Below are 17,172 nucleotides of genomic sequence, written 5' to 3'. Positions count from 1 at the left end.
AGCAGCCGCACCCCGTCCGGCAGCGGCACCCGGGCCAGCAGGTCGGTGAGCGCCACCGCTCGCGCGAGCCCACCCGACCGGCCGTTGCGAGGTCAGCAGTTGCGGAGTTCGGGCGACTGGTTGAGCAGTTGGCCACGGGTCGACACGAAGCGGCGGTAGCGCTCACCGTCGACGGCCGACGGGCGGAACGCGGCGACGCGGTGGCAGTTCTGGAAGGCCAGGCGTACGCCGAAGTGCCGTTCCAGGCCGGCGCGGATGGCGTCGCTCGCCAGCGCGCGGAGCAGTTGACCGCGGTCGGCGTCGGTGGGCGGCGGGACGACGTTGTCGGCCAGTTCGGCGTCGCCGGCCTCCAGTTCGGCGACGACCTGGCTGACCGTGGCCCAGGCGTACGGCAGGGAGTCGCGGACGCAGGCGATGAACGCCTCGTCGTCGACGGGGCCGCGTTCGGCGGCGTCCAGCAGGGCGGGCGAGACGGTGAGCGACATGGTTCTCCTTCGCAGAAGCCAATGGTTACCGTTTTCAATAACGGCGTCGACTGAGGAGACCACGTCTGTCGGAGCACGTCAACGATGTCCCGCGCGCCACGCCGCGACCCACAGGCTCCGGCGCCCGTGACGGTGCCGGCAATGCGCCACGGGACAGCCGCACCGCGCGACAGCCGCCCCGCGCGACAGCCGCACGCGCCACGCGACAGCCGCCCCGCGCGACAGCCGCCCCTCGCGCGGCGGAACAGCGCCCACGCGCGCAGCGGAACAGCGCCCACGCGCGCGGCGGAACAGCGCCCACGCGCGCAGCGGAACAGCGCCCACGCGCGCAGCGGAACAGCGCCCCGCGCAGAGCACGTGGGAAGACCCCGCCCGAAGGCATCCGGAAAGAGCGCGTGCCGGGGCGAGCCGCGGGGGGCGTCAGGGCCTGCGGGGGTGGCCCTTGAGGTGCCGGCCCAGCTCGCGGGCGATCTCCCGGTTGGCGTCGCGCTCGGCAAGCGTCTGCCGCTTGTCGTAGGAGCGCTTGCCCTTGGCCAGGGCCAGCTCGACCTTGGCGAAGCCGTTCTCGAAGTACATCGACAGCGGGACGAGGGTCACCCCGCCCTCGCGGACCTTGTCCAGGATCCGGTCGATCTCGGCCCGGTGCAGCAGCAGCTTGCGGTTGCGGCGGGGGGCGTGGTTGGTCCACGTGCCGTAGGTGTACTCGGCGATGTGCAGGCCGTACAGCACGATCTCGCCGTCGCGCTCGTGGGCGAACGCGTCCACCAGCGAGGCCCGCCCCTCGCGCAGCGACTTCACCTCGGTGCCGACCAGCACGATGCCCGCCTCGTACGTACGCAGCACGGTGTACTCGTGTCGGGCCTTCTTGTTCGAGGCGATCAACCGGCGCGCGGGCGGCTTGGACGGGGTCACCACGCGACGATATCCGGCCACCCGCACGGTCGCACCGACCGGCTCAGGTGCGTGCTGGGCGCAGTCGCCGGGTCAGATCCCGTACCGCGTCCGCGAACGCCTCCTGCGACTCGCACGGCCAGTGTCCCAGGATGGGCGGGGGAACGCTGTCGCTCGGTGGCGGCACCACGTCCTGCGGGTCGGTCAGCCGGCGGTCCACCGTCGCCACCGGCCCGGTCAGCGTCTCGGTCTCCCCGGGGCGGTGCGAGGCGAAGATCCAGCCGCCGATGGGGTCGGTGTCGCGCCACAGGTTGATCCAGCGCCAGCCGATCCGTTCGCCGATCTCCCGCAGCGCCGGTTCGTCGGCGTACGCCGGGAACAGGCGGGAGTACAGCCGACCCAGCGGCGACCCGTAGGTCAGCAGCGCGACCCGGTCGGTGATCCGGGAGGGCAGTTGCAGGACCGTGGCGGCGAGCAGCACCGAGCCGTGGCTGTGCCCGGCCAGTAGGACAGCCTGCCCCTGCTCCACCAGGTAGGTGATGCGCTTGGCCAGCTCCGGCACGGCCCGCTCGGCGTAGCAGGGCGGCGCGAACGGGTGTGCCGCCCGGGGCCAGAAGGTGCCGAGATCCCACAGCACCCCCACGTAGCGACGGAACTGCGCGGTCCGGTACGCGAAGATGCCGCCCACCACGAGGCCGAGCAGGATCCCGGCGATCACGTAGCTACCCGACCCGATCAGGAAGTTGACCATGCTCTCCGGCACGCCGACGTAGCGCTGCGCCACGTCGCCCGGCAGGAGCTGGAGCAGGCCGAGCACGCTTGTGGCCAGGCCGAGCGCCGCCAGGCCGGCGTACACCACGAAGAGCGGTTCCAGCCGTTCGGTGAAGCGGGCCCGGGCCACCGCCTGCTCGACCCGCCGCAGCCGGTCCGCCGCCTGCGGCGGCGCGTGCGGGAAGTCGGCGGCGACGATTGCCCGCGCGGCCCGCCGCCGCCCGCGCCGGGTCACCCTGGTGGCCACGGCGGCCACCAGCAGCGCGGTCACCACCGCCAGGAAAAACCCGAAGATCGCCCATTTGTACGCCAGCGGCGGGCTGGTCTCCAGGCTGTCCGCTGTCGTCCCGTCGCGGTCGAGCAGGTCCGCCACCCGGTAGACCAGCTCGGCGGAGAATGCCACGGCGAGCCCGGCCGAGATCGTCAGGAAGACCGGCGCCCCCAGCGCACGCAGCGGCGCACCGTGCTGTCCGCCACCGCGCCGCGCGATCACCAGCGCGGCGAGAGCGACCACCAGCACGGTCTGGCTGACGAAGAGCCAGGCAACGATCGCGCTGTAACCGGGCAACGCACCACCTTTCGGCCATGGCGCAGGACTGATGACGACGTGCACGATCACCAGCATCGTCAGGCCGCAGGAGATCGTGCGCAGCCCGCGGAAGACGCCGTCCACCCGGGGCGCCCGGTCGGTGCGGTCGACGCTCGGCACCACGGTGACCAGGACCAGGCAGCTCAGCAACACCGCCCCGGTGGCGATCAACAGTGTCACCATCACCCACGAGGCGTGCTGGCTGGCTCGCGCGGCCAGCAGGCTGCCGCTCAGCGTGGCGAACGCCGCCGCGACGTGCACCGAGCGCAGCCGACCCACGAGCGGCTCGCCGTCCCACTGGCCGACGGCACTCAGCTGGTGTTTCGAGGTCGGCGTCGCCGGAGACCGGAACGCGTCGAACGAGTGACTGGGGCGGGCACCGAGCCACCAGACGAGCCCGATGGCGGCGACCGGCACGAGCGCCAGCACACCGAGGCGCAGCCCGGGGGGACGCCCGCCGAGCCAGGACAGCCAGCTCCGGCCGGCCAGGCACGACGGGGTGTCCATGCAGCGCCAGGCGATCAGGTCCAGCGCCACCCCGACGATGGAGAGCACGTAGAGCGCGGTGAGAGTGAGGGCGAGCACCCGGCACAGTGCCATGAAACCGCGGGCCGACACGGGCTCCGCCGGGCGCATCCAGAGCGCCACGTTGCAGAGCATGAACGGCAGCAGGAAGACAAGCGACAGCGTCCGTACCGCCGTGCCGGACGGCAGGTCACTCCAGCGGTACGCCTCGAGCGTCACCCCGTCCGTGCCGGTGGAGTCCGGGTAGCCGGGACGCGGTCGGTAGAACCCTCCGCTGCGGTCGCCGGCGACCTGGTGCACGTTCGGCCGGTCCAACACCTGGTCCGCCCCCGCGCCGGAGACACCGTGCACCCGCAGCTCCACGATCCCGCCCGACGCCGGCGGTCCGGTCGGTGTCGCGTCCGCCATGGGCCCCCCGAGGTGTGCGCGGCGACCGGGCGGGTCGTCGATGTCCGGCGCCCGCGCGGCCCCTCGGCTTACCCGCCTGCGCGACGGTCACGCGTCCGCCGGGCCCTGGCGATGGTGCGGTCGACCCTCGACAGGTGATTTCATGGCGCCATGGCGAACCCGGTGATCCTGACCGTCGACGACGACCCCGTGGTGTCCCGGGCGGTGGCCCGCGACATCCGGCGCCGCTACGGCGACCGCTACCGGGTGCTGCGGGCGTCCTCCGGGCCGGAGGCCCTGGAGGCGCTGCGGGAGGTCAAGTTGCGCGGCGAACAGGTGGCTCTGCTGCTTGCCGACCACCGGATGCCGGAGATGACCGGCGTCGAGTTCCTCGAGGCGGCCATGGACATCTTCCCGGCCGCCCGTCGGGTGCTGCTCACCGCGTACGCGGACACCGACGCCGCGATCGAGGCCATCAACGTGGTCGACCTGGACCACTACCTGCTCAAGCCCTGGCACCCGCCGGAGGAGAAGCTGTACCCGGTGGTCGACGGGCTGCTGGAGGCGTGGGCGGCCACCCCGGACGCGGCGAGCGCCGAGATCCGGGTCGTCGGGCACCGCTGGTCGGCGCCGTCGTTCAAGGTCCGTGACTTCCTGGCCCGCAACCTGGTGCCGTACCGGTGGCTGTTGTCCGACGACCCGGAGGGTGTCCGGTTGCTCGACGCGGCCGGGGCCACCGAGGCGGACGTACCCCTCGTGGTGACGCCGGAGGGCAAGGCGCTCATCGCCCCGAGCGAGGCCGAGTTGGCGGCGCTGGCCGGGTTGACGGTGGTGCCGGCGTGCGACTTCTACGACCTGGTGGTGATCGGCGGTGGCCCGGCCGGTCTCGGTTCGGCGGTGTACGGCGCGTCCGAGGGGCTGCGCACCGTGCTCGTGGAGCGACGGGCGACCGGCGGTCAGGCCGGGCAGAGCAGCCGGATCGAGAACTACCTGGGCTTCCCGGACGGTGTCTCCGGCGCGCAGTTGACCGATCGGGCCCGGCGGCAGGCGGTCAAGTTCGGCGCCGAGCTGCTCAGCGCGCGGGAGGTGGTGGGGCTCAGCGAGGCCGGCGGCGCCCGGCTGCTGCGCTTCGGCGACGGCACCGAGATCGCCGCGCACACCGTGGTGCTGGCCACCGGTGTGTCGTACCGGGTGCTCGACGCACCGGGGCTCGCCGACTTCACCGGGCGGGGGGTGTTCTACGGCGCCGCCGCGACCGAGGCGCCGAGCTGCGTCGAGCAGGACGTCTACATCGTCGGCGGGGCCAACTCCGCCGGCCAGGCGGCGGTCCACTTCTCCCGGTACGCGTCGAGGGTGCACCTGCTCATCCGTGGCGCGGACCTGACCGCCTCGATGTCGCGGTACCTGATCGACCAGCTGGAACGGATCGACCGGATCACCGTGCACCCGCACACCGCCGTGGTCGGCGGGGCGGGGGAGGACCACCTGGAACGGCTCACCCTCTGTGACACCCGTACCGGGGAGGCCCGCTCGGTCGACGCCTCCTGGCTGTTCATCTTCATCGGCGCGGAGCCCCGCACCGACTGGCTGGACGGGGTGCTGGTCCGCGATGGGCGTGGTTTCATCGTGACCGGTCCGGACCTGCTCGCCGGAGGTCGGCGGCCGGCCGGCTGGTCGCTGTCGCGCGACCCGTACCACCTGGAGACCAGCGTGCCGGGCGTGTTCGCCGCCGGCGACGTGCGGGCCGAGTCGGTCAAGCGGGTCGCCTCGGCCGTCGGCGAGGGTGCCATGGCCGTCTCGCTCGTGCACCGTTACCTGGAGGCGCAATGACCGCTCCGTCCGACCGGCTGACACCGGCGCAGTTGCGTACCCTGTTCCTGTTCGAGGCGCTCGACGACGGGCAGCTCGACTGGCTGGCCGAGCACGGTCGCGTCGAGCAGCGCACCGGGGGCACCCTCGTGTACGGCGAGGGCGAGCCCGCGACCTGCTTCTTCGTGCTGGTGCGCGGGGCGGTGGCGTTGAGTCGCCTGGTGCGCGGCGACGACGTCGAGGTCAGCCGGACCGAGCAGCGCGGGGTGTACGGCGGGGCCACTCAGGCGTACCTCGGTGACCAGGTCGAGCAGATCTACCGCAACAGTCTGCGGGCGGTGACCGACGCGGAGTTCTTCGTGCTGCCGGCGGAGGATTTCGCGTACGCCCTGCGGTCCTGGTTTCCGATGCCCATGCACCTGTTGGAGGGGCTGTTCTTCGGTATGCGGGACAGCCAGGCCATCGTCGGCGAGCGGGAGCGACTGCTGGCCCTCGGTTCGCTCTCGGCCGGGTTGACCCACGAGCTGAACAACCCGGCCGCGGCGGCGGTGCGGGCCACGTCGGTGCTGCGGGACCGGGTCGCCGGAATGCGGCACAAGCTCGCCATGATCGCCGACGGGCGGCTCGACGGCAGTGCCCTGCACGGCCTTGTCGCGTTGCAGGAGGAGGCGGTCGCCCGGGTGGCCACCGCGCCGACGTTGACGCCGATGGCCACCGCCGACGCCGAGGACGCCCTCGCCGACTGGCTGGAGGAGCACGGGGTCGGCGGGGCCTGGGACCTGGCGCCGATCCTTGTCGGCGGCGGGCTCGACGCGGCCTGGTTGGCGCAGGTGAAGGCCGCGGTCGGGGCCGCGGACCTGGAGGCGGCGGTGCGCTGGCTCACCTACACCGTCGACACCGAACTGTTGATGCGCGAGATCGGGGACGCCGTGACCCGGGTGTCCGGGCTCGTGGACGCCGCCAAGCAGTACTCGCAACTGGATCGGGCGCCGCACCGGGTGGTGGACGTGCACGACCTGCTCGACGCCACGTTGGTGATGTTCAAGGGCAAGATCCCCGCCGAGGTCAAGCTGGTCCGCGAGTACGACCGGGGCCTGCCGCCGGTGCCGGCGTACGCCGCCGAGCTGAACCAGGTGTGGACCAACCTGATCGACAACGCGTTGGGCGCGATGGGGGAGAAGGGCGTGCTCACCGTCCGCACCTGCCTCGCCGGCGACCTGCTGGCGGTGGAGGTCACCGACACCGGGCCCGGCATCCCGCCGGAGGTCCGGCCGCGCATCTTCGAGCCGTTCTTCACCACGAAGCCGGTCGGCGCGGGCACCGGCCTGGGGCTGGACATCTCGTACCGGATCGTGGTGCACAAACACCACGGCGACATCCGGGTGGAGACCGAGCCGGGGCGAACCACGTTCCGGGTCCTGCTGCCGGTCACCGAGGGTCCACCGGACGGGTCACGCGACGCGCCGACTACCTAGAGACAGCGGTAGGTTGCGGGCAGTAGTCTCGGGCGGCGTTCGTGATCCCGCCCCCGAGGAGGGTCCGTGGAGTCGATGGCCCGCCAGCGCGCCGCCGCCGAGGACGACGACCAGCCGATCGACCCACCGACCGACCCGCCCGGCGGCAGCTCGATGCTGCCGGAGCTGGAGGACGCCGCCTGGATGCACCACGCGAGCGCGTTCGCGCACACCGGCTTCTGGGCGGTGGCCCGGCGGCTGCCCCGGTTGGTTCGCGAGGCGGTGGCGTTGGCCTGGGCCACCAACCGGATGGACACTCTCGCCTCCATCGGCCTGAACGTCGCCGCCGGGGTGATGACCACCTTCGGCCTGCTCGCCACCACCTCCGTACTGCGGGAGCTGTTCGCCGCCGGGCCCACCCCGGACCGGGTGCGTTCGGCGCTGCCGGCGCTGATCGTGGCCGCGGCGGCGGTCTCGGCGCGCGGCGGCCTCACCATCGCGGCCGGTTGGGCCCAGGCCCGGCTGACCCCGCAGATCAACTACCAGGTGGAGCTGCGGCTGTTCGAGGCCACCACAGCCGTCGACCTGGCGGCGTTCGACGACGCCGGGTTCGCCGAGGAGATGGACCGGGTCCGCGACCGGGGAATGGGGGAGGCGGCGTGGATCGTCGACCACACCGTCAACCTGGTCACCGGCGTGGTCGGCATGCTCGCCACCGCCGTGGCGGTGACAGTCATCCAGCCGCTGCTGCTGCCCTGCCTGTTGCTCGCCGCGGTGCCCCAGGCGATCACCGCGGTGCGGATGGCTCGCCGGGAGTACCTGGCGATGCTGGCCCGGATCACCCGCCGACGGCGGATGTGGATGCTCGCCCACCTGATGGCCAACCGGCACACCGCCGCCGAGGTACGTGCCTACCAGATGCGCGACTTTCTGCTCGCCGAGTACCGCGGCGTGATGGCCGTCGAGACCGGCGCGCAGCTGCGGCTGGTCCGCTCACAGACGGGCACCCGGGTAGCCGGCGCCACAGTGGCAGGGCTTGCCACCTTCGGGGTGTACGCCGTGCTCGGCGGCCTGCTGCTGACCGGGATGGTCGCCCTCGCCGCTGCGGCGACCGCCCTGCTCGCCCTGCAGTCCGCGCGGACCAGCCTGGGCGTGGCGGTCGTCGCCACGAACTCGCTGTACGAGGACGCCCTCTACTACCAGGACTACCGGGACTTCCTGACCCGCGCCCACTCCCGCGTGCCGAGCGGCGGTGACCGGGTCGCCGACGCCGTCGACGTGATCGACGTGGACGAGGTGAGTCTGAGCTACCCGGACACCGACGCGCCGGCGGTGGACCGGGTCAGTCTGACCATCCGCCGGGGCGAGGTGATCGCACTCGTCGGTGAGAACGGCTCCGGCAAGACCACACTGGCCAAACTGATCGCCGGGCTCTACACCCCCACCGGTGGGGTCATCCGCTGGGACGGCGTCGACACCGCCGAACTGGACCCGCGCGCCCTCGGCGCCCAGGTGGCCGTGATGACCCAGGAGTGGTGGAAGTTCCCGTTCACCGCTGGGCAGAACATCCGGGTCGGGCGGCACGACCGTGCCCCCGACCGCTCCGGCCCCACGGTGCAGGAGGCGGCTCGCGCGGTCGCCGCACACGACATGATCGTTGGCTTGCCGCACAGCTACGACACCCTGCTCGACCGGGAGTTCAAGGACGGCCACGAGCTGTCCGGCGGGCAGTGGCAACGGCTGGTCGCCGCCCGGGGCCTCTACCGCGACGCGGCCCTGCTGATCTGTGACGAGCCCTCGGCGGCCCTGGACGCCCGAGCCGAACACGCCCTGTTCCAGCACCTGCGCCGCCACCCCGACCGGGCGGTCGTCCTGATCACCCACCGGCTGGCCAACGTCCGGCACGCGGACCGCATCTTCGTGCTGGAGCGGGGCCGCCTCGTCCAGCAGGGCAGCCACGACGAGCTGATGGCGGCCGGCGGCCTCTATCGGGAGCTGTTCGACCTCCAGGCCAGCGGCTACCTGGCCGGCGCCGACGAAGCCCGCTGACCAGAAGCGCCCCTCCCGCGCTGATCTTGCGGTCTCGTTGATCATGGAGTTGCGGTGCCTGGTTTGGCATGATTCGAGCACTTTGCCACCCACCACAACTCCATGATCGACGGGCCGGTGCGGGGTGGCCTTGACTGGTTGCTGGGGCTCAGCAGAGGGCTCTCGCGATTCTGCGCCGTTGAGCCAGGAGGTCGGTGGTCAGGCGGTGAGGAGGTCGGCGAGTACCTGGGTGTGGGTGGAGAATGCCAGCTCGACCGGGTCGGTGAGCACCAGCCACTCGGTCGCCTCCTCGGTCGGCGCCGACGGGGGCAGGTCCTCGGCCGCCCGCTCGGGCAGCACCCCGAAGACCATCATCGTGCCGCCCGCCGGTGCGCCGTGCACCGCGAACAGGCGGGCGTCCTCGGCAGCGGCGACCAGGCCGGTCTCCTCCCGCAGCTCGCGGACGAGTGCGTCGGACCACTCCTCGCCGTACTCGATGAAACCGCCGGGCAGCGCGAGCTGGCCGCGGGCCGGCTCGATGTCCCGGCGGACCACCACCACGCCCAGGCCCTCGGCCGTGCGGACCGGTAGCAGCGCGACCGCCACCGGCAGCGGGTTACGCCAGACGGTCTCGCCGCAGGCCGCGCAGACCCGCGGCCATCCGGCGGCCGCCGGGTAGGCGGCACCGCAGTAGGAGCAGTGCGAGTACGGCGTGCCGGTCATGCCGCAGCACGTTACTCCGACCGATCCGCACTCACGGAGCGCCCGTGTAGAAGGCGGTGGTGCGTTCGGCGGCGGCCTTCGCCTCGTCGGCGTCGGTGCCGGCGGCGATGCTCGCCTCACCCCACAGGTGACTGCTCAGCTCCATGGCCCGTCGACCCTCGGCGGAGGTGGTCCACTCGGCGGCCTGCTCCGGGGTGATCCCGCTGCCGTCGCCGGCCAGGTGCGAGGCGAGGCCGAGCAGCCCGAGGTCCCAGCCGACGCCGACCGCGCCCGGCCCGAACTGGGCCCACCGCTCCTGGTCGACGTGCGCGATGTGGTCCAGGTCGAGGCGGGCACGCTCGTCGCCGACCGGGGTGAGGCGCACCTCGATCCAGCTCACCTCGTCGCCGTACTCCCAGGTGGCGGTGAAGCGGTGCGGCGGCTCGCAGCTCTCGATGGTGCCGTGGGCGTTGCCCTGGAGCTGGTAGGCGCCGCCCAGCCGGAGGTCGCCGGAGATCGGCAGGAACCAGCGGGGGATGCGGTCGGCGCTGGTGCAGGCGTCCCACAGGTCCTCGACCGTCGCCTGGTAGGTCTGGCTGATCGTGGTGACCCGCGCCTCGCCGGCTTCCAGGGTGCGGCTGCCGACCGTCCGCTGGACGGCGTTGATCTGCTCGGTGGCGTCGAACATCAGGTGTTCCTCTCGTCGGGTGGGTCGGCGGGCCCGCGTAGCCGACGCTCACGTCGGCCCCGGGCCAGCTCGGTGGCGAGTGCCGCCAGGGGTGGGGTCCAGAACCGGCGGAAGTGCTCCAGCCAGCCGTCGACCTCGCGCAGCGGGCGTGGGTCGACCGCGTAGAGCCGCCGGGTGCCGTCCGGGCGCACGGTGGCGAAGCCGTTGTCGCGTAACACCTTGAGGTGCTGGGACACGGCGGGCTGGGAGATGCCGAACTCCTCGCGGATGACCGTGCTGACCGCGCCGGCGGTCTGCTCGCTACCGGCGAGCAGCTCCAGGATGCGGCGCCGGACCGGATCGCCCAGCACGTCGAAGGCGTGCACGACGACAGTTGTATCACCGACGGCTTATTTAAGCCAACTCTGATAATCCGACGAGCTTGTCCAGCCGGATCGGCAGCTCCCGGATCCGTACGCCTGTCGCGTGGTGCACCGCGTTGGCGACGGCGGCCGCAGCGCCGACGATGCCGATCTCGCCGATGCCCTTCACCCCGGCCGGGTTCAGTTCGTCGTCCCGCTCGTCCAGCCAGTACGCCTCGATGGACTCCACGTCCGCGCAGCCGGTGATGTGGTAGGTGGCCAGGTCGTGGTTGACCCAGTCGCCGTACCGCTCGTCGAGCAGGCCCTCCTCGTGCAGCGCCATCGACAGCCCCATCGTCATGCCGCCGATGAGCTGGCTGCGCGCCGTCGTCGGGTTCACCACCCGGCCCGCCGCGAACACGCCGAGCATCCGGTTGAGCCGCACCTCGCCGGTGTCCGCGTCGACCCGCACCTCGACGAACTGCGCCCCGTACGCGTACCGCGGCAGCGCGGGCTGCTCGCCCACCTCCTCGGTGGTGTCCGCCTCGGCGGTCACCTCACCTGCCGGCGGCGCGCCGTCGCGCAGCTTCTCGCGCAGCGCCTGCGCGGCGCGGACCACCGCCCAGCTCCAGCTGGCGGTCCCCATCGAGCCGCCGGCCAACGACGCGGTCGGCAGCTCGCTGTCCCCGATGCGGATCTCCACCCGCTCCGGCGGCACCCCGAGGGCGTCGGCGGCCACCTGCCAGATCGCCGTCCGGGCGCCGGTGCCGATGTCGGTGGCGTTGATCTGGACCAGGAAGCTTCCGTCGGGCCGGGCGGTGGCCGTCGCCGACGATGGCCGCGCCCGGGCCGGGTAGCTCGACCCCGCCACTCCCGTCCCGACCAGCCAACGCCCGTCGCGCCGGGACCGGGGTGACGGATCACGACCGGCCCAGCCGAACCGTTCTGCACCCTCGCGCAGGCAGGCCACGAGGTTGCGGCTGGTGAACGGAAGCCCCTGGTCGGGGTCGACAGAGGTGTCGTTGCGGATGCGCAGTTGCACCGGATCGATGCCGACGGCGATGGCCAGCTCGTCAAGTGCGGATTCCAGGGCGTACGCGCCGGGGCACTCGCCCGGGGCGCGCATCCAGAACGGCGTGGGCACGTCGAGGCGGACCAGCCGGTGCGTGGTGCGGCGGTGCGGTGCGGCGTACATGCTGCGGGTGTAGACGGCGGTCTGCTCGGCGAACTCCCGGACGGTGGAGGTCTGGCTGACCGCGTCGTGGCAGATCGCGGTGAGCCGGCCGTCGGTGTCGGCGGCGAGGCGGACCCGCTGGATGGTGGGGGTGCGGTAACCGACCGGCCCGAACAGTTGCTGACGGGTCAGCGCCAGCTTGACCGGGCGGTCCACGTGCCGGGCGGCGAGGGCGGCCAGCACCACCGACGCCTTGGCGTACCCCTTGCTGCCGAAGCCGCCACCGACGTGCTCGGCGACGACCCGGATCGACTCCGGCGGCAACTCGAACAGCTCGGCGAGGGTGGCGCGCACCGGCGTGGCGCCCTGGGTGGAGTCGTGCACCAGCAGGTGCCCGTCGTGCCACTGCGCGGTGGTGGCGTGCGGCTCCATCGGGTTGTTGTGGTACGCCGGTGTCCGGTACGTGGCGTCGACCCGCACCGGGGCGGCCGCGTACCCGGCGTCGAAGTCGCCCTCGGCGGTGTCCGTCGGGTAGTTGGGGTTGACGTGGTCGGGCTTGTACAGGCCGGGATGGTCGTCGGTGAGCACGGTGCTGTGCGGGCCGGTGTCGTAGTCGATCCGCACCAGGCGGGCGCCCTCGCGGGCCGCCTCCAGGCTGGTGGCCACCACCACGGCGACGTACTGCCCCCGGTAGTGCACCGCCGGGTCCTGCAACAGCCGCAGCTCCGGCTGCGGGCCGGGCGCCATCCGGGGCGCGTTGCCGTGGTGCACCACGGTCAGCACGCCGGGTGACGCCAGCGCCTCCGTCGTGTCGATCCGGGTGATCCGCCCCCGCACCACCGCCGATGGCACCGCCCAGCCGTAGGTGACCCCGTCCACCGGGTACTCCACCGCGTAGCGGGCCGTGCCGGTGACCTTCGCCGGGCCCTCCAACCGGGGGTACGCCCGTCCGACCGCCCCGGTGCTCACGACGACGCCAGGTCGGTGAGCGCCCGCACGGTGATGGCCCGGGTCAGGGGCAGTTTGAAGCCGTTGTGCCGCAGCGGGCGTGCGTCGGCCAGCTCCGCGTCGGCGGCCCGCGCGGCCAGCTCGGGGCTGAACCGTTGGCCGCGCAGGTGTTCCTCGGCCCGGTACGCCCGCCACGGCCGGTGCGCCACCGCCCCGTACGCCAACCGCACGTCCCGGACGGTGTCCCCGTCGAGGTCCAGCACCGCCGCCACCGAGCCGGCGGCGAAGGCGAACGAGGCCCGGTCGCGCACCTTGAGGTACGTCGAGCGGCGCGCGGCCGGCAGTGGCGGCAGCCGGACGGCGGTGATCAACGTGCCCCGGGCGAGGGTGGTCTCCCGTTCCGGGTGGGTGCCGGGGGAGCGGTAGAGGTCGGCGATCGGGATGTCGCGCGGGCCGTCCGCCTCGTGCACCTGCACCACGGTGTCCAGGGCGGCCAGTGCGACGGCCAGGTCGGACGGGTGGGTGGCGACGCACTGCTCGGACCAGTCCAGCACCGCCAGGTCGCGGTTCTGGCCGTGCAGGGCGGCGCAACCGCTGCCTGGGTCCCGCTTGTTGCAGGCCTTGCCGGTGTCCTGAAAGTAGACGCAGCGGGTGCGCTGCAACAGGTTGCCGCCGGTGGTGGCCATGTTGCGCAACTGTCCGGAGGCGGCGGCGAGCAGGGCTCGGGCCAGCACCGGGTAGTCGCGGCGCACCACCGGGTGCGCGGCGAGGTCGCTGTTGCGGACGGTCGCGCCGATCCGCAGGCCGCCGTCGGGCAGCTCCTCGACGGTGTCCAGCGGGAGTCGGGTCACGTCCACAAGCACGTCGGGGCGTTGCACCCCGAGCTTCATGAGGTCCACCAGGTTGGTTCCGCCGCCCAGGTAGGCGGCCTGCGGCTCGGCCGCCAGCACGGCGACCGCCTCGGCCACGTCGGCGGGCCGGTGGTAGCGGAAGGCCCTCACCGCGCCACCGCCGTCGCACCGGCGTTCGCCGTCTCGCGCACGGCCGCGACGATGTGCGGGTACGCCGCGCAGCGGCACAGGTTGCCGGCCATCCGCTCGCGGATCTCCGCGTCGGTCAGCTCGACGGGCGTGTTCAGGTCTCCGGTGACCGCGCTGGGCCACCCCCGGGCGACCTCGTCGAGCATCCCGCGGGCGGAGCAGATCTGCCCGGGGGTGCAGTAGCCGCACTGGAACGCGTCGTGCGCGACGAAGGCGGCCTGCAACGGGGACAGCTCGTCGGAACCGGCCAGCCCTTCGACCGTCACCACCGAACGGCCGTCCACGGTGACCGCGAAGACCAGGCAGCTCTTCACCCGGCGGCCGTCGAGCAGCACCGTGCAGGACCCGCACTGGCCGTGGTCGCAGCCCTTCTTGGCCCCGGTCAGGTCGAGGTGCTCGCGCAGCGTGTCGAGCAGGGTGGTGCGGTTGTCCAGGGTCACCTCGCGGGACGCGCCGTTGACCTCGACCGTCACCCGGGACGAGTGGCGCGTGTCGATCGTCGTCGCGTTCTCCGGTCCACCCTGCACCGGCCCAGACTAGCTTTGTCGGTATATCTCAGGGCGAATAACGCAAAGCCCTTCGTACGGGAGGTGACGACGCTGACCGCCGGACTGCTCCTTGCCGCCGGCGCCGGACGGCGGTACGGCCGGCCGAAGGCACTCGTCGAGCTGGACGGCGAGCCGCTGGTGCGGCGCGGGGTCCGGCTGCTCGCCGACGGTGGCTGCGTACCCGTGCACGTGGTGCTCGGCGCGGGCGCCGCCGAGCTGCCCGACCTGCCGGGCGCGGTGTCGGTCCGGCACGACCGCTGGGCCGACGGGCTGGGCTCGTCGCTGCTGCGGGGTTTGGCCTCGCTGCCGGCCGCCGTGCCGGCCGCCGTCGTGGTCCTCGTCGACCAGCCGCTGCTCAGCCCGGTCGCGGTGCGCCGCGTGCGCGCGGCGTACGCCGGCGGGGCCGCAGTCGCGGTCGCCACCTACGCCGGCCGCCGCAGACACCCGATCCTGCTGGCTCGCGAGACCTGGCCGCTGCTGGACGGGTACGCCGTCGGCGACCGGGGTGCCCGCGACCTGTTGCGCGACCGGCCGGACCTGGTCGTCGAGGTGCCGTGCGACGACGTCGGCTCCCCGGTCGACGTGGACACCCCGGCCGACCTGCTCCGGCTCCGGGTCACCGCCGCGCCGCCCCACCCGTCAACGGTGGACGAGCCACCGGGGTAGCCCCTGACTTGTCGCCGCGTGATAGGTGATCATCACGATGACGGCGATCAGGCCCAGCAGCGGGTTGACGAACCAGCCCAGCAGGCCGCCGAGCCCGTACAGCACCAGTCCGGTGATCGGTCGCAGCCGTTGCGCCCGCACGTACCCGGGGTCGACCCGGTTCTCCAGCAACGCCGGATGGCGGTGCAGGTAGCCGAAGAAGACCAGCCAGGGGGCCGACATCAACGCCGCGGACAGCGCGTACAGGGCGACCGCCGCGCGCTTGTCGTCGGTGTCGCCCTGGGTGAACGCGGACGCCAGCACCGCGGTGGGGAAAGGGATGATCACCGCGCCGAAGAGGATGCCGAGGTTGATCCAGCTCAGCGCCAGGGTGGTACGGCGGATCAGCCGCAGCAGCGCGTGGTGGTTGAGCCAGAGCACCCCGACGTAGACGAAGGACACCACGAAGGCGAGGTACGAGGGACCCTCGTCGAGCAGGCCGCTGAGCAGCTCGCCCTCGTGGTACTCCGGCACCCGCAGGTCGATGACGAGCAGCGTGATGACGATGGCGAAGACGCCGTCGCTGAAGGCCGTCATCCGGTCGGTGCCGGACACCCGCCTGGTGGGCTCAGGCTGCGCGACCTCGTCGGGTGCTGCGGACATTGCCGCAGGCTAGCCACTCGGCGCGGCGGCTCGTGGCGTTTCGTCCGACCGGAACACGAACGGCCGCCCAGGGTCACCCCCGGGCGGCCGTCCGCACTGGCCGCGTCTCAGGCCACCGGCGTGGCCGTGTCGGCGGCCCGCGCGGCCGCCTGGTGGGCGCGGATCACCTCGGCGTAGCGCAGACCGCTCGCCTTCATCGTCCGCTGCTGGGTGGTGTAGTCCACGTGCACCAACCCGAAGCGCTTGTCGTAGCCGTACGCCCACTCGAAGTTGTCGAGCAACGACCAGACGAAGTAGCCGTCCAGCGGCACGCCGCGGGCCACCGCCGACGCGCACGCCGCCAGGTGCTGCTCCAGGTGGTCGGTGCGTTCCTTGTCCTCCACCGTGCCGTCCGCGGTCACCTCGTCCGGCCAGGCCGAACCGCTCTCGGTGACGATGATCCGGCCCGGCCGGTACTCCTCGTGCACGTCGACAAGCAGCCGCTCCAGCCCCGCCGGGTACACCTCCCAGCCCATCGCGGTCTCCACCGAGCCGGGCACCGGCACCTGCTTCGCGAACGGCGCCGGACCTGTCGGATCGTCGACCACCAGCTGACGGAAGTAGTAGTTCACCCCGAGGAAGTCGGTGGGCGTGGCGATCACCGCCAGGTCGTCGCCGCGTACCGGCGGCTCGACGCCGTAGGTGGCGATCATGTCGGCGGGGTAGCCGCGCCCGTGGATCGGGTCCAGCCACCACCTGTTGACGTGCCCGTCCGCCCGGCGGGCCGCCGCGACGTCCTCCGGCCGGTCGGTGGCAGCCTCGATCGGGCTGAGGTTGACGACCAGACCCACCGAGGCGGGTCGGGCGGCGTTCGCGCGGATCGCCTGGGTGGCCAGGCCGTGCCCGAGCAACACGTGGTGCGAGGTGTGCACCGCGCGGGTCAGGTCCCGCTCGCCGGGGGCCATGTTGCCCTCCAGGTGCCCGATCCAGGACACGCAGAGCGGCTCGTTGACGGTGCACCAGTCGGCAACCCGGTCACCGAGGCGACCGGCGACCACCGCCGCGTAGTCGGCGAACGCCTCGGCGGTGGCGCGCTCCGGCCAACCGCCCCGGTCCTGGAGGGCCTGCGGCAGATCCCAGTGGTAGAGGGTGACGAACGGCCGGATCCCGTCGGCGAGCAGCGTGTCGACGAGCCGGTCGTAGAAGTCCAGCCCGGCGGGGTTGACCCGCCCGACGCCGTCGGGCATGACCCGGGGCCAGGCCACCGAGAAACGGTACGCGTCCACGCCGAGCCGGCGCAGCAGCGCCAGGTCCTCCGGCCACCGGTGGTAGTGGTCGCAGGCCACCGCGCCGGTGTCGCCGTTGTCGACCTTGCCGGGGGTGGCCGAGAAGGTGTCCCAGATGGACGGCGCCCGGGGGGGGGGGGGGGGGGGCCCCCCCCCCCGCCCCCCCCCCCCGGGCCCGCCCCCCAGCTCCTCTGGGTTGTGGTTGGTGATGTGGGGGTG

Annotated in this window: 15 protein-coding genes; 4 read left to right on the top strand and 11 right to left on the bottom strand. The window is 72.9% G+C overall.

Features of this window, described 5'->3' with window-relative positions:
* Positions 1–92 precede the first annotated feature (92 nt).
* The 3 genes from ACWER9_RS30100 to ACWER9_RS30090 all read right to left on the bottom strand — a co-directional run bounded on the left by ACWER9_RS30100 (position 93) and on the right by ACWER9_RS30090 (position 3,669).
* Positions 93–485 carry an SCO5389 family protein gene (locus tag ACWER9_RS30100; protein ID WP_452305017.1) on the bottom strand — a complete coding sequence of 131 codons (393 nt, stop codon included), beginning with the start codon at positions 483–485 and terminating at the stop codon, positions 93–95.
* A 420-nt stretch (positions 486–905) separates the two neighbouring features.
* On the bottom strand, positions 906–1,397 hold the full coding sequence (smpB, locus tag ACWER9_RS30095) for an SsrA-binding protein SmpB (RefSeq protein ID WP_452305016.1): 492 nt from the start codon (positions 1,395–1,397) through the stop codon (positions 906–908).
* Between the two features lie 43 nt (positions 1,398–1,440).
* On the bottom strand, positions 1,441–3,669 hold the full coding sequence (locus ACWER9_RS30090) for a hypothetical protein (RefSeq protein ID WP_452305015.1): 2,229 nt from the start codon (positions 3,667–3,669) through the stop codon (positions 1,441–1,443).
* A gap of 150 nt (positions 3,670–3,819) precedes the next feature.
* On the opposite strand from ACWER9_RS30090, the gene ACWER9_RS30085 reads away from it, so the two are divergent.
* The 3 genes from ACWER9_RS30085 (at position 3,820) to ACWER9_RS30075 (ending at position 8,960) form a co-directional block, all read left to right on the top strand.
* Positions 3,820–5,478 (top strand): FAD-dependent oxidoreductase, encoded by a 1,659-nt coding sequence (locus ACWER9_RS30085; protein WP_452305014.1) that lies wholly within the window; start codon positions 3,820–3,822, stop codon positions 5,476–5,478.
* Positions 5,475–6,932, top strand: coding sequence for an ATP-binding protein (locus ACWER9_RS30080; RefSeq protein ID WP_452305013.1), 1,458 nt, complete (start codon positions 5,475–5,477; stop codon positions 6,930–6,932). Before ACWER9_RS30085 ends, ACWER9_RS30080 begins: the two co-directional genes overlap by 4 nt.
* Positions 6,933–7,007: 75 nt before the next feature.
* Positions 7,008–8,960 carry an ABC transporter ATP-binding protein gene (locus ACWER9_RS30075; protein WP_452305020.1) on the top strand — a complete coding sequence of 651 codons (1,953 nt, stop codon included), beginning with the start codon at positions 7,008–7,010 and terminating at the stop codon, positions 8,958–8,960.
* 198 nt (positions 8,961–9,158) lie between these two features.
* Here ACWER9_RS30075 and ACWER9_RS30070 read toward each other — a convergent pair whose 3' ends face one another.
* The 6 genes from ACWER9_RS30070 to ACWER9_RS30045 are packed head-to-tail and all read right to left on the bottom strand — an operon-like array spanning position 9,159 to position 14,305.
* Entirely contained in the window at positions 9,159–9,662 is a 504-nt protein-coding gene (locus ACWER9_RS30070; RefSeq protein ID WP_452305012.1) for an NUDIX domain-containing protein, read from the bottom strand.
* Positions 9,663–9,693: 31 nt separating this feature from the next.
* A complete protein-coding gene (locus tag ACWER9_RS30065; RefSeq protein ID WP_452305011.1) occupies positions 9,694–10,329 on the bottom strand; it encodes an SRPBCC family protein in 636 nt (211 codons plus the stop codon).
* Positions 10,329–10,694 (bottom strand): ArsR/SmtB family transcription factor, encoded by a 366-nt coding sequence (locus ACWER9_RS30060; protein WP_452305010.1) that lies wholly within the window; start codon positions 10,692–10,694, stop codon positions 10,329–10,331. Before ACWER9_RS30060 ends, ACWER9_RS30065 begins: the two co-directional genes overlap by 1 nt.
* 28 nt (positions 10,695–10,722) lie before the next feature.
* Positions 10,723–12,813, bottom strand: a complete 2,091-nt coding sequence (locus ACWER9_RS30055) for a xanthine dehydrogenase family protein molybdopterin-binding subunit (RefSeq protein WP_452305009.1) — start codon at positions 12,811–12,813, stop codon at positions 10,723–10,725.
* Positions 12,810–13,793, bottom strand: a complete 984-nt coding sequence (locus ACWER9_RS30050) for an FAD binding domain-containing protein (protein WP_452305008.1) — start codon at positions 13,791–13,793, stop codon at positions 12,810–12,812. Before ACWER9_RS30050 ends, ACWER9_RS30055 begins: the two co-directional genes overlap by 4 nt.
* Positions 13,790–14,305 carry a 2Fe-2S iron-sulfur cluster-binding protein gene (locus ACWER9_RS30045; protein WP_452305019.1) on the bottom strand — a complete coding sequence of 172 codons (516 nt, stop codon included), beginning with the start codon at positions 14,303–14,305 and terminating at the stop codon, positions 13,790–13,792. Before ACWER9_RS30045 ends, ACWER9_RS30050 begins: the two co-directional genes overlap by 4 nt.
* 117 nt (positions 14,306–14,422) lie before the next feature.
* Here ACWER9_RS30045 and ACWER9_RS30040 point away from each other — a divergent pair, with 117 nt between their 5' ends.
* A complete protein-coding gene (locus tag ACWER9_RS30040) occupies positions 14,423–15,046 on the top strand; it encodes a nucleotidyltransferase family protein (RefSeq protein ID WP_452305007.1) in 624 nt (207 codons plus the stop codon).
* Here the strand turns inward: ACWER9_RS30040 and ACWER9_RS30035 are convergent.
* Both ACWER9_RS30035 and ACWER9_RS30030 read right to left on the bottom strand, forming a co-directional pair.
* The gene (locus tag ACWER9_RS30035) at positions 15,020–15,688 is read right to left on the bottom strand and encodes a TMEM175 family protein (protein WP_452305006.1); all 669 of its coding nucleotides are present in this window, start codon (positions 15,686–15,688) and stop codon (positions 15,020–15,022) included. The genes ACWER9_RS30040 and ACWER9_RS30035 overlap by 27 nt on opposite strands.
* A 107-nt stretch (positions 15,689–15,795) precedes the next feature.
* Positions 15,796–17,139 carry a GH1 family beta-glucosidase gene (locus ACWER9_RS30030; RefSeq protein ID WP_452305018.1) on the bottom strand — a complete coding sequence of 448 codons (1,344 nt, stop codon included), beginning with the start codon at positions 17,137–17,139 and terminating at the stop codon, positions 15,796–15,798.
* Positions 17,140–17,172: the final 33 nt, after the last annotated feature.

Source organism: Micromonospora sp. NPDC003944 (assembly GCF_053605225.1).
This window is presented reverse-complemented; position numbering and strand designations above follow the sequence as displayed.